General features: G+C 60.7%; 25 protein-coding genes. 18 read left to right on the plus strand and 7 right to left on the minus strand.

All coding sequences use genetic code 11. The annotated features are described in order from the left end of the window. Positions 1 to 28 precede the first annotated feature (28 nt). The 3 genes from argE to EPN31_RS09440 are packed head-to-tail and all read right to left on the minus strand — an operon-like array spanning position 29 to position 3,337. Positions 29 to 1,183, minus strand: coding sequence for an acetylornithine deacetylase (gene argE, locus EPN31_RS09430; RefSeq protein ID WP_291772428.1), 1,155 nt, complete (start codon positions 1,181 to 1,183; stop codon positions 29 to 31). A 24-nt stretch (positions 1,184 to 1,207) separates the two neighbouring features. After that, a complete protein-coding gene (locus tag EPN31_RS09435) occupies positions 1,208 to 2,587 on the minus strand; it encodes an MFS transporter (RefSeq protein ID WP_291772431.1) in 1,380 nt (459 codons plus the stop codon). 24 nt (positions 2,588 to 2,611) lie between these two features. Then, complete coding sequence (locus EPN31_RS09440) at positions 2,612 to 3,337, minus strand: MBL fold metallo-hydrolase (RefSeq protein ID WP_291772433.1); 726 nt, start codon at positions 3,335 to 3,337, stop codon at positions 2,612 to 2,614. A gap of 166 nt (positions 3,338 to 3,503) precedes the next feature. On the opposite strand from EPN31_RS09440, the gene EPN31_RS09445 reads away from it, so the two are divergent. Continuing rightward, positions 3,504 to 4,247: an acetoacetate decarboxylase gene (locus EPN31_RS09445; protein ID WP_291772436.1), complete on the plus strand. Its 744-nt coding sequence runs from the start codon at positions 3,504 to 3,506 to the stop codon at positions 4,245 to 4,247. Positions 4,248 to 4,287: 40 nt separating this feature from the next. Here the strand turns inward: EPN31_RS09445 and EPN31_RS09450 are convergent, their stop codons facing one another. Beyond that, complete coding sequence (locus EPN31_RS09450; protein WP_291772439.1) at positions 4,288 to 4,794, minus strand: chemotaxis protein CheW; 507 nt, start codon at positions 4,792 to 4,794, stop codon at positions 4,288 to 4,290. Between the two features lie 126 nt (positions 4,795 to 4,920). After that, on the minus strand, positions 4,921 to 5,553 hold the full coding sequence (locus EPN31_RS09455; RefSeq protein ID WP_367188311.1) for a Crp/Fnr family transcriptional regulator: 633 nt from the start codon (positions 5,551 to 5,553) through the stop codon (positions 4,921 to 4,923). On the opposite strand from EPN31_RS09455, the gene EPN31_RS09460 reads away from it, so the two are divergent. From EPN31_RS09460 to EPN31_RS09500, 9 genes are all read left to right on the plus strand, one after another. Next, the gene (locus tag EPN31_RS09460; RefSeq protein WP_291772499.1) at positions 5,437 to 5,820 is read left to right on the plus strand and encodes a hypothetical protein; all 384 of its coding nucleotides are present in this window, start codon (positions 5,437 to 5,439) and stop codon (positions 5,818 to 5,820) included. The two genes, EPN31_RS09455 and EPN31_RS09460, sit on opposite strands and share 117 nt — an antisense overlap. Positions 5,821 to 5,870: 50 nt before the next feature. Then, positions 5,871 to 7,097: a sugar phosphate isomerase/epimerase gene (locus EPN31_RS09465; protein ID WP_291772442.1), complete on the plus strand. Its 1,227-nt coding sequence runs from the start codon at positions 5,871 to 5,873 to the stop codon at positions 7,095 to 7,097. A gap of 78 nt (positions 7,098 to 7,175) precedes the next feature. Continuing rightward, on the plus strand, positions 7,176 to 7,658 hold the full coding sequence (locus tag EPN31_RS09470) for an S-ribosylhomocysteine lyase (protein WP_291772444.1): 483 nt from the start codon (positions 7,176 to 7,178) through the stop codon (positions 7,656 to 7,658). Then, entirely contained in the window at positions 7,640 to 8,812 is a 1,173-nt protein-coding gene (locus EPN31_RS09475) for a sedoheptulose 7-phosphate cyclase (RefSeq protein ID WP_291772446.1), read from the plus strand. The genes EPN31_RS09470 and EPN31_RS09475 overlap by 19 nt, the downstream gene beginning before the upstream one ends. Next, a complete protein-coding gene (ubiG, locus tag EPN31_RS09480) occupies positions 8,781 to 9,491 on the plus strand; it encodes a bifunctional 2-polyprenyl-6-hydroxyphenol methylase/3-demethylubiquinol 3-O-methyltransferase UbiG (protein WP_291772449.1) in 711 nt (236 codons plus the stop codon). Before EPN31_RS09475 ends, ubiG begins: the two co-directional genes overlap by 32 nt. A gap of 6 nt (positions 9,492 to 9,497) precedes the next feature. Further along, positions 9,498 to 10,391, plus strand: a complete 894-nt coding sequence (locus tag EPN31_RS09485) for a UbiA family prenyltransferase (RefSeq protein ID WP_291772452.1) — start codon at positions 9,498 to 9,500, stop codon at positions 10,389 to 10,391. A 172-nt stretch (positions 10,392 to 10,563) separates the two neighbouring features. Then, positions 10,564 to 11,007 (plus strand): CHRD domain-containing protein, encoded by a 444-nt coding sequence (locus EPN31_RS09490; protein ID WP_291772455.1) that lies wholly within the window; start codon positions 10,564 to 10,566, stop codon positions 11,005 to 11,007. A gap of 154 nt (positions 11,008 to 11,161) precedes the next feature. Next, on the plus strand, positions 11,162 to 12,064 hold the full coding sequence (ada, locus tag EPN31_RS09495) for a bifunctional DNA-binding transcriptional regulator/O6-methylguanine-DNA methyltransferase Ada (protein ID WP_291772458.1): 903 nt from the start codon (positions 11,162 to 11,164) through the stop codon (positions 12,062 to 12,064). A 91-nt stretch (positions 12,065 to 12,155) separates the two neighbouring features. Continuing rightward, entirely contained in the window at positions 12,156 to 13,145 is a 990-nt protein-coding gene (locus tag EPN31_RS09500; RefSeq protein WP_291772461.1) for an asparaginase, read from the plus strand. On the opposite strand, the gene EPN31_RS09505 is transcribed toward EPN31_RS09500, so the two are convergent. Next, entirely contained in the window at positions 13,127 to 14,011 is an 885-nt protein-coding gene (locus tag EPN31_RS09505) for a LysR family transcriptional regulator (protein ID WP_291772464.1), read from the minus strand. The genes EPN31_RS09500 and EPN31_RS09505 overlap by 19 nt on opposite strands. Positions 14,012 to 14,114: 103 nt before the next feature. Between EPN31_RS09505 and EPN31_RS09510 the strand changes: the two genes are divergently transcribed. From EPN31_RS09510 to EPN31_RS09540, 7 genes are all read left to right on the plus strand, one after another. Continuing rightward, a complete protein-coding gene (locus tag EPN31_RS09510) occupies positions 14,115 to 14,963 on the plus strand; it encodes a transporter substrate-binding domain-containing protein (RefSeq protein ID WP_291772466.1) in 849 nt (282 codons plus the stop codon). 25 nt (positions 14,964 to 14,988) lie between these two features. Beyond that, entirely contained in the window at positions 14,989 to 15,669 is a 681-nt protein-coding gene (locus EPN31_RS09515) for an amino acid ABC transporter permease (protein WP_291772469.1), read from the plus strand. Beyond that, positions 15,659 to 16,321 carry an amino acid ABC transporter permease gene (locus EPN31_RS09520; RefSeq protein ID WP_291772473.1) on the plus strand — a complete coding sequence of 221 codons (663 nt, stop codon included), beginning with the start codon at positions 15,659 to 15,661 and terminating at the stop codon, positions 16,319 to 16,321. Before EPN31_RS09515 ends, EPN31_RS09520 begins: the two co-directional genes overlap by 11 nt. Before the next feature lie 55 nt (positions 16,322 to 16,376). Beyond that, positions 16,377 to 17,339, plus strand: coding sequence for an agmatinase (locus EPN31_RS09525; protein WP_291772476.1), 963 nt, complete (start codon positions 16,377 to 16,379; stop codon positions 17,337 to 17,339). 81 nt (positions 17,340 to 17,420) lie between these two features. Then, positions 17,421 to 18,149, plus strand: coding sequence for an amino acid ABC transporter ATP-binding protein (locus EPN31_RS09530; protein ID WP_291772479.1), 729 nt, complete (start codon positions 17,421 to 17,423; stop codon positions 18,147 to 18,149). Between the two features lie 59 nt (positions 18,150 to 18,208). Then, positions 18,209 to 19,627 (plus strand): aspartate ammonia-lyase, encoded by a 1,419-nt coding sequence (locus EPN31_RS09535; RefSeq protein ID WP_291772482.1) that lies wholly within the window; start codon positions 18,209 to 18,211, stop codon positions 19,625 to 19,627. Between the two features lie 172 nt (positions 19,628 to 19,799). Continuing rightward, positions 19,800 to 21,503, plus strand: a complete 1,704-nt coding sequence (locus tag EPN31_RS09540) for a SulP family inorganic anion transporter (RefSeq protein WP_291772485.1) — start codon at positions 19,800 to 19,802, stop codon at positions 21,501 to 21,503. Positions 21,504 to 21,564: 61 nt separating this feature from the next. Here the strand turns inward: EPN31_RS09540 and EPN31_RS09545 are convergent, their stop codons facing one another. Next, positions 21,565 to 22,473, minus strand: coding sequence for a LysR family transcriptional regulator (locus EPN31_RS09545; RefSeq protein WP_291772488.1), 909 nt, complete (start codon positions 22,471 to 22,473; stop codon positions 21,565 to 21,567). A gap of 186 nt (positions 22,474 to 22,659) precedes the next feature. On the opposite strand from EPN31_RS09545, the gene EPN31_RS09550 reads away from it, so the two are divergent. Continuing rightward, the coding region (locus EPN31_RS09550; protein WP_367188310.1) for an aminotransferase class IV at positions 22,660 to 22,895 on the plus strand (236 nt) is incomplete at its 3' end.

The raw sequence follows: 22,895 nt of genomic DNA on the forward strand, positions 1-22,895 counted from the left end.
CGCGCGAAGCCGCTCCCACAGGCCTCGATCAGCGCGCCAAGTCCGCCACCATCCGGTCCAGGAACGACTCGCACGCTTCGACCTGGGACACTTCGATGTATTCATTGGGCCGGTGCGCCTGGTCGATAGACCCGGGGCCGCAAATCACGACTGAGAATCCACGACCCTGGAACTGTCCGCCCTCGGTGGCATAAGGGACCACGCCGCAATGGGTATGACCAGACAACCGCATCGCGATCCGCTGTGCCGTATCGTCGTCCCCGTGACTGGCCAGCGGTGGAGCATCCGCGCGCATCTCGGTGGTGATGGAAGCTTCAGGAGCAACCGCCTGCATGGCCGGCAGCAGTTCGTCGCAATAGCGGCGAAAGCGATTCACGATCCTCTCCACACTGTCTCCCGGCAATACGCGCACGTCCCAGGTGAACGAACACTCGCGGGAAATGATGTTGACCGCAGTACCGCCTTTCACCAGTCCAACGTGGATGGTGGAATACGGCGGCACGAACGGGCACGCTGGATCCGCGTTGGCCTTGTTCTCTGCCATCAGGTCGTCCAGGAACGCAATGAGGCGCGCGGCCGTCATGACGGCGCTGACACCCCGCTGCGTCTGGCTGGAATGCGCCTCGTGCCCGATGACGGTCGTATGCGCCACTGCCAGCCCCTTGTGCGCCATGATGGGCGCCATGTCGCTGGGTTCCCCCACGATGACGGCGCTAGGCTTGGGGATCTCGCGCACCAGGCGGTCGATCAGAGCGGGAGCTCCCGCACAGCCGATCTCCTCGTCATAACTGAGCGCGAAGTGGACGGGGCGCTTCAACCCTGCCTGCAGCATCCGCGGCACTCGCGCCAGCCCTACCGCGATGAACGATTTCATGTCGCACGCGCCGCGGCCGTACAGCCGGCCAGACTTTTCGGTGAGAACGAACGGGTCGGTATCCCAGGGCTGGCCATCCACCGGCACGACATCGGTATGCCCCGACAACACGATGCCCTCTTCCACAGCCGGCCCGACCGTGGCAAAGAGATTGGACTTACGCCCGTCCGGACTCCGGACCAGATGGCTGTCGACCCCCAGTCCCGCCAGATAATCGCGAACGTAGTCGATGAGCGCCAGATTGGAGTTGCGTGAAACGGTGTCAAACCCAACCAGCTTCGTAATCATGTCCAACGATTGCTGATCCATCTTGATTCCTCCAAGGCTCCGTCCCTACCACGCGCCGCGCTGTTCAGGGACGTATTTCACGAGTGTCAGCGCCAGCAGCCGGATGACGGCGACCACCCCATAGACCCAGGCGAGAATCGCGCCGGGGTTGCTTTGATGCGCCAGGAAGGCAGCCACCACCGAGATCGTGGCGATCGACCCAGTCTGCAAAGACAACGTGCGCAACGCCGCCAGCATGGAAGACGACTCCGGCGCCAGTTGCAGACCCGCATTGCGCATGGCCGGGTTGATGGCTCCGTTGCCCGCGCCGACCAGAAAGGCGGCAAACGCCAGCCAGACAAAGGGCGTGCCCGCCAGCGGCGGCAATGCCAGGCCCACCAGCCCCAGGATGCTGACCGCACTGCCCACATACAGTGGCAGATGGTAGCCCGTGCGGCGCAACAGCACGACGGCGGTCAGCGAGCAAATCATGGCGGCCGCCCCCTGTGCGGTCAGCAGTGTACCCGACCCCACCGCATCGATGCCATACCGGCTGGTGGCATACAGCGGCACCAGCGCCATGGCGCCGACCACGAAGCCGCTGAAGATCATGTTGACCAGATTGACGGCCCCAAAATGATGGCCATAGATCAGGCGCGGCGCGATGAACGGTGAATCGGTGTGGCGGATGTGGTGAAAGAACAGCACCAGCGCAACGATCGCCGCCAGCAGGAACCCCAGGAACCCGGCCAGGCTTTCCCCGCCCTGTCGTTCGCCCAGAATGGTGGCCGCCAGCATGCCCGACAGCAGGCTCACGCCCAGCAGGGCGATCCCCAGCACGTCCATCCTGCGTCCTGAGCGGTCCTCCTTGACCGGGTCGTGCGGGATGAAGCGGAACGCCAGCAGCAAAATCACCAAGCCGATCGGTACGTTGACATAGAACACATCGCGCCACGATGAATAGGCGACGAAATACCCGCCGAAGATGGGGCCTATCATGGAGCCGACCGGGAAGATGCTGCCAAAGAGACTGACGTATCGATCGCGTGTCGCGCCGAAATGATCGACGATGATTCCGGTGGCCGTGGGGGTGAACCCGGCACCCCCTGCCGCCTGCACGGCCCGCAGGACGATCAGCACATAGATGTCGTCGGCCATCCCACAGCCGAATGACGCCAGCGTGAACGCCAGCGTGGAGGCAATGAAAACCTGGCGTCGCCCGAAACGCTCGGCCAGCTTGCCGCTGACTGGCAGCATGAGCACGAACCCGAAGGAATAGGCCGTGATGGTCCAGCTCGTCAGGTTGATGGATGTGTTCAGCCCCTGTTGGATCGAATGCAGCGCCGTCGCCACGATGGTCGAATCGATCGACATCATGAGCAGCGCCATGGCGATGATGGCAAAGACCGTCTTTCGGCGCAGGGGCGCCGGGGTGGCGTGGGTCATGCTGAAGATATCCGAATCGTTGGATCAGGGCTGGGCCGACACACGGGCGAGGGCCTTCTCGAACTGCAGCAGGACCGGCCCCCCATCGCCAGCAAACGATGAGCCGTGCATCACGGCCAGCACCTTCGGCGATCGAGCCGCAAGACGCGCAAAGATGCCGGCAGTCAGCGTGGTCTGGGGGATGGCGTCGCGGAAGGGCCCCTGCTGACCCTTCTCGAGCGCGTCCACGGCGTCCGGCAGGATATCGTCCCTGACCGGCGCCGGGTCGCCATGCTGCAGCAACAGGTCCGAACAGAACAGGACCCCCTCAGTGCAGTCCAGCAGCAGCGATGCACCCCAGCCATGCGGCACATGGGGCGTCACCAGAAACTCGAACGTGTGGCGGCCCGTCGTGAAACGTTCGCCGTCAGCCAGCACGCGCGGCGGACGAATCGCATAGTCTTGAATGCAGGTCGCCGCAGCCACCGGGCCGGCGAGCGCCGTAGCCGCCGGCGCGAGCGCCAGCCATGCGTTCAGGGCGCCACACTCGTCCGACTCGAAATGGCTGAAGCCGATCCAGCGCAGCTCCGATGGCTCCATCAGCGTCTTTACAGCCGCCCGCACTTCCGGGAACAAGGCGATCTGTCCCGTGTGATACAGCAGCGGCTCGGCATCCCGGACCAGGAACACGTTGAACTGCAGATTCTTGTCCGCCACGAAAGTGGAAATCCGAAACACGTCGGGCGCGATCTCGTCGACACGGGCCATCATCAGCCTCCATAGGGCAAATCCATGCTCCCGACAGCATACGCCAGAGTCGGTCCTCACCAGAGGTTAGCCGAACGAGTTCCCGCCTCATGCAGGCACGGACGGAACGCAAGGTCTCCTCCATGGTCCAACCAGACCTCACCACAACCACGAATCTGGAGATCCAAACATGAACGAGAACGAAGTCCGCGAACGCGCCTGGGCCATGCCGCTGACCAGCCCCATCTACCCCCGGGGTCCGTACCGCTTCATGAAGCGAGAATTCCTCGTCATCAGCTACCGGACCGATCCCAAGCTACTGCGGACGATCGTCCCGGCGCCGCTGAAGCCGGCCGGCGAAGGAATCGTGAAGATGGAATTCATCCGTATGCCCGACTCCACCGGGTTCGGCGACTATACCGAATCCGGGCAGGTGATCCCCGTGACCTTCAAAGGCAGGCCCGGAACCTACTCCCACAATATGTTCCTCAACGACGATGCTCCGATCGCGGGCGGCCGGGAAATCTGGGGCTTCCCCAAGAAACTGGCGAATCCTTCGTTGCGAGTGGACAAGGACGTGCTGGTCGGCACACTGGACTATGGCGACATCCGCGTCGCCACCGGCACCATGGGCTACAAACACATCCCCTTCGACCCAAAAAAGGCCTTTGAAGCGGTCACCGGCGACAACTATCTGCTGAAGATCATCCCGCATGTGGACTGTACGCCGCGCATCTGCGAGCTGGTACGCTACCGCTGTCAGGACGTCACCATCCACGGCGCCTGGCAGGGGCCAGCCGCCCTGCAACTGTTCGAGCACGCACTGGCACCCGTGGCGCAACTCCCCGTCCTGGAGGTGGTGGGCGCCGTCCATATCCTCACCGACCTGACGCTGGGCCTGGGTGAGGTGGTACACGACTACTTGGCGAAGTGAGGAGGAAGGGGCGGGCCAGGTAGCGGGCCATATCGTCTTCTCAGGCCACGGCAGCCGACAACCAGGCCTGTTCCGCCTCTTGGCGCGTCACGAGCTTCGTCACGTCGACCAGCACGACCGATCTGCCACCCACCCGTCCAACGCCCAGTAGCACCGCCGCCGGCAGGATGGGGTCGGATTGGGGCGCCTGATCAATGCAATCCGGCTGCTGAATCGTCACGCCGTCTATGCTTTCGACCACCAGCCCGATGCGCCGCGCGTGGATCATCGCAAAAATCATCCCCGCCTGCGGCGTTGATCCAACGGGCGCCAAACCCAGCTTGACGCTCAAATCAACGAGCGGAACCTGATTGCCCGAGACATAACCCATACCCCTGACGAAAGCGGGGGCGTCCTCGACCTCGCCGATGGCCTCGGGATCGAAATGGCGGATCTCTTCGACCAGGGAGTAGTCCATTGCATAGGAGTACCCCCCTAGACCGAAAACCAGAAAATCCTCGCCCAGAATCTCCAGCGGTTCACCGTTGCTGCCATATACCTGTTTCATGATCACTCATCCACGAACTGGCCATATCGCTAGTATTGGCTCAATCATGTCGTGCGAATCACGGTGGACGGCCCCAATTTGACGTACATCAACGCCGCAGGGATTCCAGGGCCGTTGGACTGGCACCTACCCGTGAACGGCTTGCAGTCCCTCGGGATCAAGAATGGTGAACTCTCGTCCGCGCACACGAATCAGATGGCGCTCGCTCAGTTCGCGCAACATGCGCGAAAAATGCTCGGGGGTGAGATTCAGCCGCGAGGCGATGACCCCCTTGGTCACCTCGACCCTGAACGGTTCGCCAAAGCGGCCGCGTGCCTCGCGGAACAGATAGCCAATGAGGCGCTGCTGGCCCGACCGCATGGTATAGGCGCCGACGTCTCCCATCAGCATGAAAAGCCGGCGGCTCAGGCTGACGAGCATCCGGCGAGCGAGACGCGGATCGCGGTCCAGCCGATCGAACAGCGCCTCGCGCGCCACATGCAGCAACAAGGTATCGCAGAGCGCTTCCGCGGTGATGATGTAGTCCTTTTCGAGAAACATCAGCGCCTCGCCGAAACTGTCGCCCGGTCCGATCAGGCGTACGACCCGCTCCACGCCAACCGCCGACACATATACCAGCTTCACCTGCCCAAAGATCACCGTGTGAAATCCGACGCAGGGATCACCCCGATGGAAAATGATCTCGCCGCGCTGAGCGCGCACCTTGCGGGTACCACGCACCAGAGGGTCAAGCTGTTCAACCGGCAGCTCGCTGAACAATGGAGTCTGCGCGAGCAAATCGCGGATGCGTTGGCGGTACTGATGATCGCCTTGGTTCGATGCCCTGGACTTCTGTTCCACCGTTTCTCCTTATGGACAGCAACCGTCACTCGCGCCTTGGCCGACGCGCTGAAGCCATTGTCGTTGATTCGCAACGAAGGCAGCAATCCCCAGATCCCGCAGCACATTTCGGCAGGCTTGCCCCGGAAAAGCGACCTGGATGGAACCAACCCACCAAGGATTGACCCACATCAAATCCGCCAATGATCATACTTCTCACGGCCATCCGCCGATGCAATACTCGCCCGATGATTCGATTGAGCTACAGCACTTTCGGCCTGACGGGCCTGAGCTTCCTTGACGCCATCGACGCCGTCGACAAGGCCGGCTACGAGGGCGTGGAACTGGCCTTTCACCGCCGTCAATTCAACCCCTTCGATCTCGACGACGAATCGCTGGCCGCAATCCGGAAAACGTTGACGAAGCGGCGCGTGAAACCCGCCTGCATTGCCACCGCATCGCACTTCTTCACGCCCTCGCGGCCGCACGAGCCATCGCTCCTGAGTCCGGATCTGGCGGGCCGCAAGCGCCGGATCGACCTGATCCGCCGGGGCATTCGCGTCGCACGCAGCCTGCGGGTGTCGCTCGTGACTTTCGGCAGCGGCTTTCTGCGCGACGAACATGTGGCGTCTCCCCTGGCCGACCCGCGCGAAATCCTGATCGAGAGCATCAGGGAATGCCTGCGTGAAATCCGCGATGACGAGGACATCACACTGCTCATCGAGCCAGAACCCGGCATGTATATCGAAACCGTTGACCAGGCGCTGTCACTGATCGCCGAAATCGGTTCTCCACGCTTCCGGCTGCATCTGGACCTATGCCACGCATACTGCTCCGAAACCGACTACGGGGCTGCACTGGGCCGGGCCGCGCCCATGACCCGCTACCTGCATCTTTCCGACGCGGCGGCGGGCTACAACCTGAAGATCATGAACGACGGGAAACACGCGGTCCAGGATCCCGACTTCGCGAGCACGCTGGTCTACTTCCAGGATACGGCCGATTTCCTGCTGGTGGATCGGGAACATCCCCTTTATTTCTGCGATCAGGCGCCCAGCAACACACGCCGGGAGCGCATTGGCGAACTGCTGCACCAGGGCCACGTTGAGAAACCCTTCCAGCGGATTTCCTATCCGGACCTATATGCGGGGTCATCCGTGCTGGACGACGAAATCTTCACTTATCTCATCTCGGTCCCGGGTCTGAGCTTCGACGTGCTGGAACGTGCCCGCCCCATCATCATGTACTTGCGTGGCGCCCACAACCCACCGCTGGTCGACCGCATGGTGGCCAACACGCTGACCGGAATCGTCCATTTTCACGAAATTCCCGGTAAGGGAACGCTCGATTTCTCCGAGAGCTTCAGAGTCCTCTCGGCAAACGGATTCTCCGGCTACGGATCGGTCGAGCTCTACCACCACGTGCAATCCTGGGAGGAGGCGCTGAGCGAAAGCCTGCGCCATCTGTCGCAGTGCGTGGCGTGACGCCCTGTCGCGGCGGACGCCCCCACGCGAACCTCTCCCGCATCCACTACTACGCACCCGCATCAGGCATCGAAACCCATGGCGAACCTTGAAACACTGGGCTGGGACCCGGCCACAGTCGGCGAGCTCGATCACCGACTGTTGGCGGCCCCGACGGTCAAGTTGCGCTCGGCAACCACCGGGCCGGGCGGCGACGTCGTCTATTGCATCGACCTGCGGCTGCGCCGGCCCAATAGCGGCGAATGCCTGCCCATGGACACCTTGCACTCGCTGGAACATTTCCTCCTCGAAGGATTCAGGCGCCTGCTGCCCGAAAACTTCATCTCCGTGGGCGTCATGGGCTGCCAGACGGGGTTTTACCTGATCCTTCTGAACGAGGGCCGCGCACCGCTGATCTGCGATGTGCTGGCCACCCTGCTGGGTGATCTGGCGCAAGCCCAGGAAGTGCCTTATGCACGCGTGGACCAGTGCGGGAATCACCGCAATCACGATCTTGCCGGTGCCCAGAGAATAGCCCGCGACATGATCGAGAAGAAGTCATCATGGCTGAACGTCATATGAGTGTGGCCAATGCCCGATGGCAGATCCGCGCCGAGCGCCCGGCCGACTACGATATCGTAGAGACCGAAGGGATATTCGACGTCAGGAACCCGCTCCTGCTCACGCCGAACGCGCCAGGCGCCAATCGCCGGTTCGTCGTCCTGGACGCCGGGATCCCCCGGCACCATGCGGCCGCCCTGGAACGGTACTTCGAATGCCACGGCATCCGGGCACAGATCCTGAGGCTTCCCGCTGGCGAACAGAACAAGAACCTGCAGACCTACCTGACGATCCAGCGCGCCCTCGACGCGTTCCCGTTTCACCGGCGTGATGAACCCATCATCGTGGTCGGCGGCGGCGTCCTGTGCGACGTGGCCGGCTTTGCAGCTAGCTGCTTCAGGCGCGGGGTTCCCCACATCAGAATCCCGACGACGCTCATGGCGTATGTGGACGCGGCTGTCGGCGTGAAGACGGGCTTCAATTTCGACGAGCACAAGAACCGGATCGGCAGCTTCACGCCACCACTGCGCGTGCTGCTTGACCGACAATTTCTCGACTCGCTCCCCCGCCGGCACATTCTGAACGGTGTCTGCGAAATCCTCAAACTCGCGATCATCAAAGACGCAGCACTATTCGCGCGCCTGGAGGCACACGGCGCCGGCTGCATCGCCAGCCGCTTCCAGGACACCCAGAGCCGCCTGGTCCTCAATCAGGCAATCGACGGGATGCTTGCGGAACTGGCGCCCAATCTGTTCGAAGACGAGCTGGCACGAGCGGTGGACTTCGGGCACACCCTGAGCTACGGGCTGGAACACATCCGCTCCGACCTGCTGCACGGCGAAGCCGTGCTGCTGGACATGGTCATCTCTACATTCATCGCGCGGCGCCGGCATCTGCTCCCGGAGGCGGACGCCACCCGCATCCTGCACCTGTTCGACACGCTGGGCATCGTGCCGCAGACCGTGCACCTGGACATCGAACGGATGTGGCAGTCCCTGCACGAGCGCACCGAACACCGCAATGGCCTGCAACGCGTGCCCTTGCCCGCCTCGGTGGGACAGTGCGTGTTCGTCAACGACATCACCCGCGACGAAATCGAAATGGCCGTCCGGTCCGTCATGAACCACCCCGTGAGAGCGATCCTTGAATCCCCCCCAGAACGTCGATCCGCGTGAAATCGCCCACTTCAACCGGATATCGCAGCGATGGTGGGACCCGCAAGGCAAGATGGGCATGCTGCACGTCATCAATCCGCTGCGCAGCCAGTTCATTTTGCGGCACATCCCCGATCCGGCGCCGAGGCTCGTGGACATCGGCTGCGGCGGAGGCATCCTCAGCGAGGCACTTGCCCGATCCGGAGCCCAGGTGGTGGGAATCGATCAGGCGCAGGAAACCCTGACAGTCGCGACGCAGCACGCCGGGCAGTCAAGCCTGGACATCGAATACCGCAATCAGACCGTGGAACAGTTGGCAGCCCAAGAGCCGGCGAGCTTCGATGCGGTCACCTGCATGGAAATGCTCGAGCATGTGCCCGATCCGGAGGCCGTGGTCGTGGCGTGCGCGAGGCTGCTCAGGCCCGGCGGCCGGGCCTTCTTCTCGACGATCAACCGCACCCCCAAGGCTTTCCTGTTTGCCATCGTGGGTGGCGAATACGTCCTGCGCCTCCTGCCACGCGGTACGCACCATTATGCGAAGCTTGTACGCCCACAGGAACTGCGCAGCTGGGCCGCAGCATGCAAACTCGAATACGTCGACAGCGCAAGCCTCATGTACAACCCGTTCTCGCGAACCTTCAAACTGGCCGAGGACAGGGAAGACGTCAATTACATGATCAGTTTCGTGAAAAAGGGTTGAAATCTCATGCGACGATTCCTCGCGCTTTCGCGGATGACGCACGCCCTGCTGGACATTGCAATGCCGGGCTTCGCGGCACTCCTGTGGCTGGGCCGTTTTCCCGATTGGCACATCCTTTTGGTATCCCTGCTGACGGTGCTCGCCGGCTACACGGCCATCTACGCCCTGAACGACCTCATGGGCCTGAGGGCCGACCGCGAAAAATTCGCAGCAGACGGCATCAACCAGGGCTATTCGGTGGAAGCTTCCGATCTGCGCCACCCGCTCGCCCAGAACCTGCTCAGCGTACGAAGCGGCATGCTGTGGTTCGGATGCTGGTATGCGCTGATGCTCGCAGGGGCCTATTGGCTCAACCCTGCCATCCTCCTGATCGTTCTGGCGGCGACGGTGCTCGAAGTCGTCTACTGCCTCCTGCTCAAGGTGACCTACTGGCGCACGCCGGTCAGCGGTCTGGTCAAATCGGCCGGACCCATCGCAGCCGTCTACGCCGTGGTGCCGGCCCCTGCCTTTTCCGGCATTCTCCTGATGCTCCTGTGGCTGATGCTGTGGGAAATCGGCGGCCAGAATATCCCCGCCGACTGGAATGACGTGGCGGAAGACAAGCGCGTGGGTGCCCGCACCATTCCCCAGACCTTCGGCCCCGCAATATCCGGCTGGCTGGTGCTGGCCGCGCTCATCGCGTGCGTCCTCATAAGCCTCTTCCTGCCCGTCCTGTCTCCGCTCGAACTGGGCATGCCCTACCGGTTTGCAAGCGGTGCCATCGGGATTCTGCTCTTGCTGGTGCCGGCAAGCCGCCTCTGGGAGTCGCGCGAGAGCCGTGACGCAGCAAGACTGTTCAGTCTCGCCAGCTACTACCCGCTGGCACTTCTGCTGACGGTGCTGTTTTTCATTCAATGGTGAGGACACGGGTAAGGGTGAGTAAAACGGAGTAACCGATCCATCCAGATGTCAGTATCATGGCAATCGTCATGGCGCGAAATGTCATCGACGGGCACACTGTCTTTTGCCCCAGGCTGAGGATCAGCTTCCCGAACCCGGTACCCGGGGCGGCCCCAAACCAAGGAGCATCCCTATGAGCAACCATCCGATTTTTTCGAAATCCCACCTTGCGGTCCTCGCGAGCAGCGTCGCAGTCGCCGGCCTGGCCGTCGGCAGTGGCGTCGCCATGGCCACGCAGAGCACCGTGACGCTCAGCGGCGCCCAGGAAGTCCCTGCCGTCACCACCTCGGCCAAGGGCGCAGGCACCATCTCGATCAACGCCGACAGGACGGTCAGCGGCACTGTCACTACTTCGGGCGTGGCGGGCTCCATGGCGCACATCCACGAAGCCGCCGCCGGCAAGAACGGACCCGTCATCATCCCGCTGGAAAAGAAGGGGGACAATCAATGGGTCGTACCGGCAAACGCCAAGCTGACCGACGCGCAATACAAGGCCTACCAGGCGGGTGATCTCTACGTCAACGTGCACAGCGATGCGCACAAGGGCGGCGAAATCCGGGCACAGATCAAGCCCTGACGCCCATCGGTCATTCCCGGCAGGCCTCAGCGGGACGCCAAGCCCCGCCTCGTCGGCGCGGATGCCAGAGGCCGATTCAGTCGCAAGAAACGGAGTGCTTGCGACTGAAATCGAGCCTAACGTGATATCCATCACAGACATCCGAGGGCACACCATGAGTTCCCATGCCACAAGCACACAGGCCTGCGAGACCGGCGGGCCCGGACGCCGGGCGAGGCAAATCCCGAACGCGGCGTCCGCACGCACGACATTGATCGTACGGATCTGCCGCCTGATCGAGTCGTCGGAAAGGGTACCCAATCTGGGTGAGCTCGCAGCGCAGGCCGGCATGAGCCCCTACCACTTTCACCGAGTCTTCAAGGCCGAAACCGGATTGACGCCCAAGGCTTATGCCACGGCTCACCGGGCCCGCAAGCTGAGGGAAGAACTGAACGCCGCTGGCGGCACCGTGACCGATGCGATCTACGAGGCGGGCTTCAATTCCAACAGCCGCTTCTACGAAACGTCCGGACGGATGCTTGGCATGCGCGCCAAAGAGTACCGGGCCGGCGGTGTGGGAGCCGCGATCCGGTTCGCCGTGGGGCAGTCGTCTCTGGGTGCGATCCTGGTCGCACAGAGTCAGCACGGCATCTGTGCCATCCTCCTGGGAGACGACCCCGACCACCTGGTACACGACCTCCAGGATCAGTTCCCCAAGGCAGAGCTGATCGGCGGGGATGACAGCTTCGAGCAGTTGGTCGCCCAGGTCGTCGGGTTCGTCGAAGCGCCCGGCATCGGTCTGAACCTGCCGCTGGACGTACAGGGCACGGCGTTTCAACAGCGGGTATGGCAGGCACTGCACGAGATCCCGCCCGGCGAGACAGTGAGCTACTCCGAAATCGCCGAGCGCATCGGCGCCCCCCGCGCAATGCGGGCCGTCGCCCAGGCCTGCGCCGCCAACCACATCGCCGTCGCCATTCCCTGCCATCGTGTCGTGCGGCGCGACGGTGATATCTCGGGCTACCGCTGGGGCGTGGAGCGCAAGCGCGAACTCCTGCGCCGAGAAGCCCAGGCCTGAACGATTTCCTGACCGACCACCGCGCCAAGTCGCGGAAAAAATCCGCGTACCCAGTTGCTTTGACCGCTCGATCAATGCGATGCTGCGGAACATGCGAAAACCACCACATATTTTTCTGCTGGGAACCGGCGGGACAATCGCCTCTACCGCACCCGGCGCCGCCACACTGACCGACTACTCCGTGACGGAGGGCGTCGCCTCGCTGGTGTCCGCGATCCCCGAGATCGACCGGATTGCACGCGTCGAATGCCGGCAGATATTTGACCTCGACAGCATCGACATCACCAACGACATGCTGATCCGGCTGGCATCGGAAGTCGCGGTGCTGCTGGCGGACCCGACGGTCGACGGCATTGTGGTGACGCACGGCACTGACACGCTCGAAGAAACAGCCTACTTCCTGAGCCTCACCCTCAGAAGCAACAAACCGGTGGTGCTGGTGGGAGCAATGCGCCCCAGTTCGGCACTCAGCCAGGACGGGGCACTCAATCTGCGCAACGCCATCCTTTTGGCTTCCAGCCGAGAGGCCAGAGGCCTGGGTGTGCTGGTCGCACTGAACGACCGATTCTTCGCGGCCCGGTTCGTCAGCAAGATGAACACCACCCGGGTAGACGCTTTCGACGCACCCGATCAGGGAAGCCTGGGACTCATCGCGGACGGACATATTCTCCTGTACCAAACCCCTGTGTCGGCAGTCTCCAAAAGCGCGCACTTCGACCCCCAGCCAGGAGCGGCCTTACCCCTCGTGGACATCATCTACGACCATCAAAGCGCGCGGCTGCACGCTTACCTGGCAAGCATCGAGGCCGGTGCGAACGGTATCGTGGTGGCAGCGTGCGGCAACGGCAGTCTCACGCCAAATGCCCGCGAGGGATTGAAGCGGGCGGTGAAATGCGGAGTCGTCTGCGTGCGCAGCAGCCGGGTCCCCGCCGGCGTCGTGACACACAGCACCCGCGACGAACCCGCCGGGCTGATCGCCAGCAACACACTGAACCCCCAGAAATCCCGGATATTGCTGATGCTGGCCCTGACCAGGACAACAGATCGCTCCCAGATCCAGGGCTACTTCGACCGGTATTGACGCTTCAGGATCTCGAGGAACAGCTCGGCACTGGCTGGTAGAGGACGTGACGCTTCAGTGATGGCGCAGATCCGATTGCAAAATTCGAATTCGTCATCCAGCCGGCGAAGAGGATGCCTCGCGCTAATGAGATCGGCATAGTGCTCCGTCAGCAAGCCCACAAAATCCCCGGTTGCAATAAAGGTCGCAATCGCCTCAAGGCCCCCCGCATCCGGACCACGCCGGAATCGTCCAGTGGACATAATCTTGTCCACGAAGGGGTGCGAACGATAAACCAACGGCAACTTTTTCGCCTCGGCCAGGGTCACATGACTGGCAACATACAGCCGGTGGTACTCGTCAAATAGCGGCTGATAGCTAAAGGTACGATCTTTCCTGTACTGACCACGTATCGCAATCTGTACTCGCCTCTCTCGCAGCGCCTGATTCAACTGGGCGTGTGTCATGACAATGATTTCGGGCAGTACGTTTGGTGCCTGCTGACGCAGCTCGGTGAGCGCGGCCGGCAACTTGCACGCAGGGTCCATGAGGACGTGCTCAACCAAGCCTATCGTCAGGGGGCCCGTCAATACCCCGCGGACGGCATCGATATCGGGCTGGATCCGGTCGAGGGCTCTCAAAGCCTTCGTGGTCACGTCGAAGGCGACAGCCCCCACTACGGTCAACTTGAAACCTCCAGGCCCCCTCTCACATAGCTTTGCCCCTAGCCGTTCCTCAACCTCACGAATATGCCGACTGACCGACGCCTTGGAAAGGTGCACCTTCTCGCCAGCCGCCGTAAAACCGCTCGCTTGAGCTGCTGCACAAAAAACTCGCAGAGACTTCAGGTCTCGCTCAGTGAGCGGCTTCCTCGTCTGATTGTCCATTAAGGTCTCACTTTTCAATACCATGTCGCAAATAAATCACTTTTACGAGCCCCAAAGAGACAATAACCTAACGGAACTTCCTACGACAACAAGGACGAGACAAATGATCACCTTCGGTAAAAAGGCTCTCACAGGCATCACCCTGGCACTGGGGCTTCTCTCCTACGGTTCGGCATACGCCGCTGCAGGCGGTTCGATTGCCGACATCAAGGCCAGGGGCGTACTCACTGTCGGTACAGAAGCCGCATACGAACCCTATGAGTTCATCCGTAACGACAAGATCGTTGGCTATGGTGAAGACATTCTCCAATACATGGTCAAGAAACTTGGCGTAAAGCTCAACCAGCTTAACCAACCCTTCCAGGGCCTACTGCCCGGCGTCCTTGCCCGCAAATTCGACTTCGTTGCGACCAGCGTCGGCATCACCCAGGAACGCGCCAAAAAGGTAGCATTCACTGAGCCAGTTGGCGAAGTGCGCTCTATGCTGGTCGTCAAGAAGGACAACGCAGCCATCAAGGACGCTGCCGACATCACAGGTCGGATCGTTGGGACTCAAATGGGATCTCTTGCTCAGCCCGCCATCGAGGACTACAACAAGGCGCTCAAAAAAGAAGGCAAAAGCGGCTACGCGGACCTCAAGCTCTATCAATCGTACCCGGACGTTTCGGTCGCCCTGCTGAATGGAACGATTCAGGTGGCTGTGCTGCCGTCAAACGTGCTCGTACTTGAAATGAAGCAGAAGCCGGACGCCTACCGCGTCATCGGTCAGGTCGGGGAACGCCGCCTGCTTGCGTGGGTGACCAATCCGAAGGACAAGGAAGTTCGCTCCTTCATCAACGATACGCTCAACGAAATGCAGGCGAACGGCACGCTGGCCAACCTGCAGAAAAAGTGGTTTGGAGAAACCATGGACCTGCCGACAAAGGACTACTTGCCAAAAGGGGCTCTTTAACTAGCGGCCTTGGAGGAGCAGTCTCATGCTCGATCTTCTGACTGCGCAGGGTGCTCTCAACCCGTTTTATGCCGGCGTACTGCGCGCGTCCTCCGTGACGATCCTGACAAGCGTAGCGGCATTCTGCATTGGGCTAGTCATTGGCACATTCCTGCTCTTCATCCGGTCCAAGGGGCCAAAATCGGTCAAACTGCTTGTCAGGCTTTACGTCAGCCTCATGCGTGGCACACCGCTGCTGATACAGCTACTGATCGCATACTATGTGGTCCCATCCGTCCTGGGGCTGGAGCTCAGCCCCATTCAAGCGGGGATCCTTGCGATGGCGTTGAACACCGCCGCGTACATCAGCGAGGTCCTGCGTGGTGCGCTGACCACAATCCCCAGAGGCCAAGGCGCAGCCGCAGATTCACTCGGAATGAGCCATTGGACCACCTGGCTTTACATTCTCCTGCCACAAGTCTTTCACCGCTCACTCCCGCCGCTGACGAACGAGTTCACCATCCTGTTGAAGGCGTCCTCCCTGCTATCGATCATCTCAGTATCCGAGCTATCTGCACTGGCACGTGACGCAAACCTGCAAAGCAACCTTCCGCTACAGGTGTTTGCCGCAGCTGCTGCGGTGTACTTCATCATTCTCTTTTGCGCCTCTTCCCTGTCGCGCCTCGTAGAGAGAAAAATCGCGAGAGTGCTCCCAAATGCCCGTTGATCTCGACGTCATTCGCGAATCATTCCCGATTCTGCTCAGCGGCCTCAAAATTACGGCCTTCGTGAGCATCATCGGCATCCCCGTCGGTATCTTCATTGGCGGCCTCCTGGCTTACGCGGCAGAGAGTAGGTCACATGTTGCCAAAGCATCCGCAAAGGCCTACGTGGAGCTGGTAAGAAACATACCTTTTCTTATCATCGTCTACTTATCGTATTTTGGATTGCCAAAGGTGGGCATCGTCCTGTCAGATTTCCATGTCGGACTTGCAACAGTCGCCTTTTATACCGGAGGGTATTTCTGCGAAGTGATGCGCGCGGCATTGCACAGCGTACCGAAGGGCCAGACTCAGGCATCCGTTTCGCTTGGAATGCGTCCGCTCACAATGCAGTGGCACATCATCATCCCGCAGCTTCTGTCCTTTCTCCTGCCACCGACAACCAGCCTGGTCATCATGATGTTCAAGGAGACCTCCATCCTGTCCGTGGTGGCATTGAAGGAACTCACTTACCAAAGCAACCTCCTCACATCTACGACATTCGCATACGTCGAAGTGTTCGGTATGGCGGCCCTGCTGTATTGGCTGTGCGGCCTTGTACTGGACATGACAGGCAACCATCTTGAACGCCGCGTCGCCAAATGGAACCCGAAGTGACGCGCGCTACCGCCCGCTTCGCTAAAAAAGTAGCCTTTTATACATAGGAGTCACCATGGAACAACTCACCGTCCGTCCGCGCGTTGGACACAAAACCCTGCTGTACTCGGAACTGGCAGAAGATCTGGACAATCTCGAGGCTGATATTGCCATCCTCGGAATGCCCTTTGGCTCGGCATACAGTCCTCGATCATTCACCAACGATCAGAGCCACACACCACAGATGATGCGAGACATCAGTGACCGCATTGTGCGCGAGCCAGATCACTATGATTTCGACATCGACGGACCACTTCTCCAAGGCCGCAACGATATTCGCTTCGTCGACTGCGGCGACGTTTTGCCAGACCTCGAGAAACCGCATGACCATTACCGAAAGGCAACTGCCGCCGTCCGCAAGATCCTAAGGGCCGGCGCCCTGCCCATCGTGCTTGGAGGAGACCACGGGATCACTACGCCCATTCTGCGGGCATTTGACACACTGGCCCCCATCACGCTGGTTCATGTCGACGCCCACCTGGATTGGCGTGATGATGTTGGCGGTACCAAGGAGGGGCTCTCCAGCCCGATTCGCCGCGCATCCGAAATGGACCATGTAAAAGACATTGTGCAGATCGGGCTTAGGGCTCAAGGAAGCGCGAGGCCCGAAGAATACGAGGCAGCAAAGGCCTACGGCGCGCAAATCGTCAGCGCGTACGAGCTGCACGAAGTGGGCATGAAAGCAATCCTGGATCGCATCCCCGACGGGGGCAATTATTACCTTAGCATCGATGCCGACGGAATTGATCCGAGCATCATGCCCGCAGTCGCCGGCCCAGCCCCTGGCGGCGTCACGTACGTCCAAGCGCGCCAGCTCATCCACGGGCTGGTCAAAAAAGGCCGTATGGTCGGTATGGATATCGTCGAAATCCAGCCGGCCAAGGACATCCCCTGCCAGCTCACCTGCGTCACTGCCGGCCGATTTATCGTGAACCTGATCGGATCGACAATCCGTGCAGGCTATTTCGACAGGAAATAGCAAGAGAAACAGCCGCTGGCAGACACCGACGCCAGCGGCGTCCACGCTCCACGGGAAAAGGAGAAGGACATGGAGACAGCAATGATCGAGATCGACAAAATCAACAAGTGGTATGAAAAATTTCATGCGCTCAAGAGCTGCTCGACAACCGTCGCAAAAGGCGACATCGTCGTCGTATGCGGGCCATCGGGATCTGGAAAATCGACCTTCATAAAGACCGTGAATGGCCTGGAAGACATCCAGGGCGGTGACATCCGCATAGAGGGTCTGTCGATCAAGGACCCGAACACCAATCTCGCCAACCTTCGAACCCGGGTCGGCATGGTCTTCCAGCACTTCGAGCTCTTCCCACATCTGAGCATTTTAAGAAACCTGACGATAGCCCAGATAAAGGTTCTGAGGCGCTCCAAAAATGATGCGGAAGAAAAGGCCTACATGCTTCTGAAGCGAGTGGGCCTATCAGATCACGCTGCCAAGTACCCTTCCGAGCTATCGGGAGGACAAAAGCAGCGCGTTGCGATTGCAAGGTCGCTATGCATGGATCCTCATGTCATGTTATTCGATGAACCGACCTCGGCGTTGGATCCGGAGATGATCAGTGAGGTGCTGGACGTCATGACCGAACTCGCCGAAGAAGGGATGACCATGATGGTTGTCACGCACGAGATGGGATTTGCAAAGAAAGTCTCCGATCGAATCATATTCATGGAAAGCGGAGAAATAATTGACGACACGACCACCGAAGAGTTCTTCACTGGAGGTTCCTCTAGTCGTGCCAAATCGTTCCTTTCGAAGATATTGAATCACTGAAGAAGAACTGAGCAAACCATCGTGCGAATAATTACTCAATCATGAACTGTCGGATTCTTATGCAAAGCACATCAGTGACAGGCACCCGGAACGTCGACGCACACCTGACCGACGACCGATCATCGCACGTCTACTACGGACAAGAAACAGCAAAGGCGATCGCGAATTTTCATATCTCCGACACCAGGCTCGAACAGTTTCCGGTCCTTATCAAAGCGCTGGCATATGTAAAGCTATCCGCTGCACGCACTAATGCCAAACTGGATCTTCTGGAACGCACCAAAGCTCAAGCAATTTACAAGGTATGCAAGGAGATCATTGCCGGGCAACATGGGTCGGAGTTCCCTTTGGACGTTTATCAAGGCGGTGCCGGCACATCCACCAACATGAACATGAATGAGGTGATTGCAAACCGTGGGTTGGAGATCCTCGGGTTTGAACGGGGCCAATATGACAAGCTGCACCCGAACAATGACGTCAACCTGTCACAATCGACCAACGACGTATACCCTACTGCAGTCCGTCTCGCGATCCTGCTGGCCATGCAGCCGCTCGTTGACGCGCTCAACCAGCTTGCCAACTCGTTTGAGGAACGCTCCGAAGACTTTGCAGACATTGTCAAACTGGGCCGCACGCAGCTTCAAGACGCTGTACCCATGACCATGGGCCAAGAATTCCTTGGATTCGCGGTCGCAGTTCGAGACAGCATCAACGCGCTGGGGGAGGCCGGCATGGCCTGCCACCGAGTGAATCTTGGGGGCACGGCGATCGGCACAGGGATAAATGCAACTGAGGAATATCAATCTGCCGTCGTCGCAGAGCTTCGCGAGGCAACCGGCATCGCATTTGCCACCTCGGATAACCTTATCCAGGCATGCTGGGACACAGACGCCTTCCTCGCGGCTTCCAGTGCACTGAAACGGACCGCCACCAGACTCTCGAAGATAAGCAGCGACTTGCGGCTGCTCTCAAGCGGACCCAGGGGTGGTCTGGGCGAAATCAATCTGCCGCCGCTGCAGGCCGGATCATCCATCATGCCCGGCAAAATCAACCCGGTCATCCCAGAAGTCGTCAATCAAGTCGCTTTTCAGATTATCGGCAACGATCTCACCGTGACGCTCGCTGCGGAAAGCGGACAGCTGCAACTGAATGTCATGGAACCGGTCATGGCCTTCAACGTGCTCAATTCCATCCAATTGCTGACTAATGCTGCCACCGCACTGAACGAGAAATGCGTATCAGGAATCACTGCCAATGCGCTAGCTTGCATGGCGCACCTGGAAAATAGCATGGCAGGGGCCACCGCACTTACACCGGTCATAGGGTACGGACGAGCCGCTGTCCTTGCCAAAGAAGCATTGGCGTCAGGTAAAACGTTGAGGGATGTACTCAACAATCAGGCCGACGTCCCCCGGGAAGCGGTGGAACGCGCGCTGGACATGAAGGAACTCACCCGCCCAGTCCGGTTAGACAGCTAGGTAACGTTGAAAGCCTACCGAGCATCGAAGAACATGTCGCAGAAGTGCTGATGAAAGCAGGCGGCCAAACACAGTCATTCCCTTCCCACTGCGGGCACCCGACACGACAGTCGCAGTATGATGTGCCACCCGCAGTGACGACGACACGCCGGACAGAAGGACTGACACGGATATGGCCTCTATAGCGAAACCTGGCTTCCGCGAACTCTATACGCCAAAGATCTTTACGGTGCTCAAGCAGGGCTATGGCTGGGCAAGCCTGAGGGCGGACGCGGTCTCTGGGCTGACAGTCGCCATCGTCGCTCTGCCGCTCTCCATGGCGATTGCCATTGCATCGGGGGTGACTCCCGACCGCGGACTGTACACCTCCATCGTCGGCGGGTTCATCGTATCGGCCTTCGGCGGCAGCCGCTTCCAGATCGGCGGGCCGGCAGGCGCCTTCATCGTACTGGTGGCGGCAGCAGTCGCACAGTTCGGCGTAGAGGGGCTCCTGCTGGCAACCTTCCTCTCGGGACTGATGCTGGCCGCCATGGGGTTGTTGCGCCTGGGCACCTTCATCAAATACATTCCCTATCCGGTAACGGTGGGCTTCACCGCCGGTATCGCGATCATCATCTTCGCCAGCCAGATCAAGGATCTGTTCGGCCTGCAACTCGAACACGAGCCGGGACCGTTACTGCCAAAACTGCATGCCATTGCCGGGGCCCTGCCGACAGCCAGTCCCATGGCCATCCTCGTCGCCGGCATCACGATCGGCGTCATCATCGTCATCCGGCGGTATCGCCCGCACTGGCCGTCCTATCTCATTGCCGTGACGGTGGCCGCCGTCAGCGCGGCGATGCTCGGTCTGCCGGTAGAGACGATAGGCACCCGATTCGGCGGCATACCACAGACGCTGCCGATGCCTCACCTGCCCGACATCAGCTACGCCAAGATCATGGCGGTGCTGCCCAGCGCCCTGTCCTTCACCCTGCTGGGCTGCATCGAGAGCCTGCTGTCCGCGGTCGTGGCCGATTCCATGACGGGGCGGCGACATCGGTCCAATTGCGAACTGGTGGCCCAGGGGCTGGCCAACATCGCGTCTCCCCTGTTTGGCGGCATCTGTGTGACCGGGAACATCGCCCGGACGGCAACGAACGTCCGTTCCGGCGCGCGCGGGCCGATCTCCGGCATGCTGCATGCCGTCTTTCTACTGCTGTTCGTCCTGATCGCGGCGCCCGCCGCATCCTACATCCCGTTGGCCGCATTGGCAGGCGTGCTGGCGATCGTGGCCTGGAACATGGTCGAGAAGCACGCGTTCGCATTGCTGCTGCGGGCCTCCTGGGGTGATGCTGTCGTTCTGCTCGTGACCTTCCTGCTGGTCGTCTTCCGCGATCTCAGCGAAGGGATTCTCATCGGTTTCGCCATCAGTGTGCTCCTTTTCCTGCACCGCATGGCCCAGACGGTGGCGGTGGAGCACCTCAGTCCCCGCGTGGAAGACGACAATTCCGACGATGCCACGGACAATGCCCCCGGGGATCAGGAACTGGCAGCCGCAACCGATTCGAACATCGCAGTCATCCGTGTCACGGGGGCGTTCTTCTTCGGCGCGACCGCAGCCGTCGAGTCGGTACTGGATCGCATCGGCGATCGTCCCAAGGCCTACATCATCGATCTGTCCGCCGTTTCCCTGCTGGATTCGACCGGCGTCGCCACGATTGAAGGCCTGGCACGCAAGGCCGGCCGACGGGGGGCTGCCGTCTATATCGCCGCAGCGGTCCGTAGCGTCCGGCACACGCTCCTGAGCCACGGCATCAGGAACACCAAGGCACGGTTCCGCAAAGACGTAGATACCGCTCTGGAATCAGCGCGGCAGAGAGTCGGCAGCACCCCATAACGAAAGGATATGTCGGTGCGATCCGGAGCGCCCGATCGGGACGACCCAGGCGCCAGACGCCTCAGATCCTCGCCGAAGAAGCCGGAGCACCCGGCCAGGGTGCCAGGCGTTGGCAGGCCTCGATCAGGCTATCGATGAAATCGTGGTGCAGCAGGCTGAGGGAATCCGTGGCATGCACCATGACATGGATGGGAATCGCGATCCCGGGGTCCAGGCGGCTCAGGCTCATGCCCGGCTTCACCATGGCGCGTGCGGTCAGGCTGTCCACCAGGGCGTCGCCACACCCGGCGTCGACCAGGCTGCAAGCCACATAGTGCGTCTGCACCTTGATGCGGGTACTGGCCTGAATACCGGCCTTCTCCAGCGCCTGCTCCACCTGCACACCCACCTGGTCCCTGGGATCGGGGACGATGAAGGGCCGGGCCGCCAGCTGCGACAGTGAAACCGGGTCCGGAATGGCCCCACGGCTCAGGTAGACGAGTTCCGTCATGCCGACCTGCATGCGCTTGATGCCCGGATGATTGCCGGCATCGAACGTGATCGCCACATCGAGCTCCCGGGTATGCAGCCCCGCCACCAGCTCGGGACTGTGCAGGGTGCTGACTTTGAACGACGCATGCGAGGTCTGGTAGAAGCGCTGCATCGCCATCGGCAGCAACCCCAGCCCCACGGCCGGCACGCAGCCAATGCGCAAATGCGCGCGCTGACCCTGTTTGAGGCTTGTGGCCAGGCGATTGACATGGGACAGATCCTGACTGAGCTGCGCAATCTGCGGCGCCAGGATATCGGCCTCACGGGTTGGGACCAGCCTTCCCTTGACCCGGTCAAAGAGCTTGAACCCAAGCTGGGACTCGGCATGGGCCAGAATCTTGCTGGCCGCAGGCTGCGAGATGTTGAGCAGGGCTGCGGCCTGGGTCAGCGACCCCGCCTGCCGGATGGCTTCAAAAACCTCGATATGGCGTAGTCTCATGAATGATGGGAGCCGTAGAGAGTCCCGGCCCGCGAGAATCCGGCGGGGTTCGGGCGCACAATGGGCTATGTTATAGCCTTTTGTTATGGGTTGCGCCCGTTTCGCTATTTGGCAAAGGAACCCGGGCGCGCCAGACTGCTCCTTTCGAACATTCTGTCCCAGTGACAGCAGCAAGAGGCTCAAAAGATGATTCCGAATGTCGACAACGACAGCCTGGTTTACCTGAACGGCGAACTCGTACGCCTGGGCGACGCAAAAATCTCCGTCCTGGACCGCGGGTTCATTTTCGGTGATGGCATCTACGAAGTCGTTCCGGTCTACCACGGCAGGCCTTTTCGCATTCACGAGCACCTTGCACGCCTGGACCGCAGCCTGAAAAAGGTCCGGATCGATACCGGAATGTCCGAGGCCGAATGGCAGCA

The sequence above is a fragment of the Castellaniella sp. genome, from assembly GCF_004321985.1.
In the GTDB taxonomy this organism is placed as follows: domain Bacteria; phylum Pseudomonadota; class Gammaproteobacteria; order Burkholderiales; family Burkholderiaceae_B; genus Castellaniella.

Excerpts from the sequence above, each read along its gene's own strand:
- argE (WP_291772428.1), bottom strand. The coding sequence starts at position 1,183 with ATGGATCAGCAATCGTTGGACATGATTACGAAGCTGGTTGGGTTTGAC.
- EPN31_RS09435 (WP_291772431.1), bottom strand. The coding sequence starts at position 2,587 with ATGACCCACGCCACCCCGGCGCCCCTGCGCCGAAAGACGGTCTTTGCC.
- EPN31_RS09440 (WP_291772433.1), bottom strand. The coding sequence starts at position 3,337 with ATGATGGCCCGTGTCGACGAGATCGCGCCCGACGTGTTTCGGATTTCC.
- EPN31_RS09445 (WP_291772436.1), top strand. The coding sequence starts at position 3,504 with ATGAACGAGAACGAAGTCCGCGAACGCGCCTGGGCCATGCCGCTGACC.
- EPN31_RS09450 (WP_291772439.1), bottom strand. The coding sequence starts at position 4,794 with ATGAAACAGGTATATGGCAGCAACGGTGAACCGCTGGAGATTCTGGGC.
- EPN31_RS09470 (WP_291772444.1), top strand. The coding sequence starts at position 7,176 with ATGGCGAACCTTGAAACACTGGGCTGGGACCCGGCCACAGTCGGCGAG.
- EPN31_RS09475 (WP_291772446.1), top strand. The coding sequence starts at position 7,640 with ATGGCTGAACGTCATATGAGTGTGGCCAATGCCCGATGGCAGATCCGC.
- EPN31_RS09485 (WP_291772452.1), top strand. The coding sequence starts at position 9,498 with ATGCGACGATTCCTCGCGCTTTCGCGGATGACGCACGCCCTGCTGGAC.
- EPN31_RS09490 (WP_291772455.1), top strand. The coding sequence starts at position 10,564 with ATGAGCAACCATCCGATTTTTTCGAAATCCCACCTTGCGGTCCTCGCG.
- ada (WP_291772458.1), top strand. The coding sequence starts at position 11,162 with ATGAGTTCCCATGCCACAAGCACACAGGCCTGCGAGACCGGCGGGCCC.
- EPN31_RS09500 (WP_291772461.1), top strand. The coding sequence starts at position 12,156 with ATGCGAAAACCACCACATATTTTTCTGCTGGGAACCGGCGGGACAATC.
- EPN31_RS09505 (WP_291772464.1), bottom strand. The coding sequence starts at position 14,011 with ATGGACAATCAGACGAGGAAGCCGCTCACTGAGCGAGACCTGAAGTCT.
- EPN31_RS09510 (WP_291772466.1), top strand. The coding sequence starts at position 14,115 with ATGATCACCTTCGGTAAAAAGGCTCTCACAGGCATCACCCTGGCACTG.
- EPN31_RS09515 (WP_291772469.1), top strand. The coding sequence starts at position 14,989 with ATGCTCGATCTTCTGACTGCGCAGGGTGCTCTCAACCCGTTTTATGCC.
- EPN31_RS09520 (WP_291772473.1), top strand. The coding sequence starts at position 15,659 with ATGCCCGTTGATCTCGACGTCATTCGCGAATCATTCCCGATTCTGCTC.
- EPN31_RS09525 (WP_291772476.1), top strand. The coding sequence starts at position 16,377 with ATGGAACAACTCACCGTCCGTCCGCGCGTTGGACACAAAACCCTGCTG.
- EPN31_RS09530 (WP_291772479.1), top strand. The coding sequence starts at position 17,421 with ATGATCGAGATCGACAAAATCAACAAGTGGTATGAAAAATTTCATGCG.
- EPN31_RS09535 (WP_291772482.1), top strand. The coding sequence starts at position 18,209 with ATGCAAAGCACATCAGTGACAGGCACCCGGAACGTCGACGCACACCTG.
- EPN31_RS09540 (WP_291772485.1), top strand. The coding sequence starts at position 19,800 with ATGGCCTCTATAGCGAAACCTGGCTTCCGCGAACTCTATACGCCAAAG.
- EPN31_RS09545 (WP_291772488.1), bottom strand. The coding sequence starts at position 22,473 with ATGAGACTACGCCATATCGAGGTTTTTGAAGCCATCCGGCAGGCGGGG.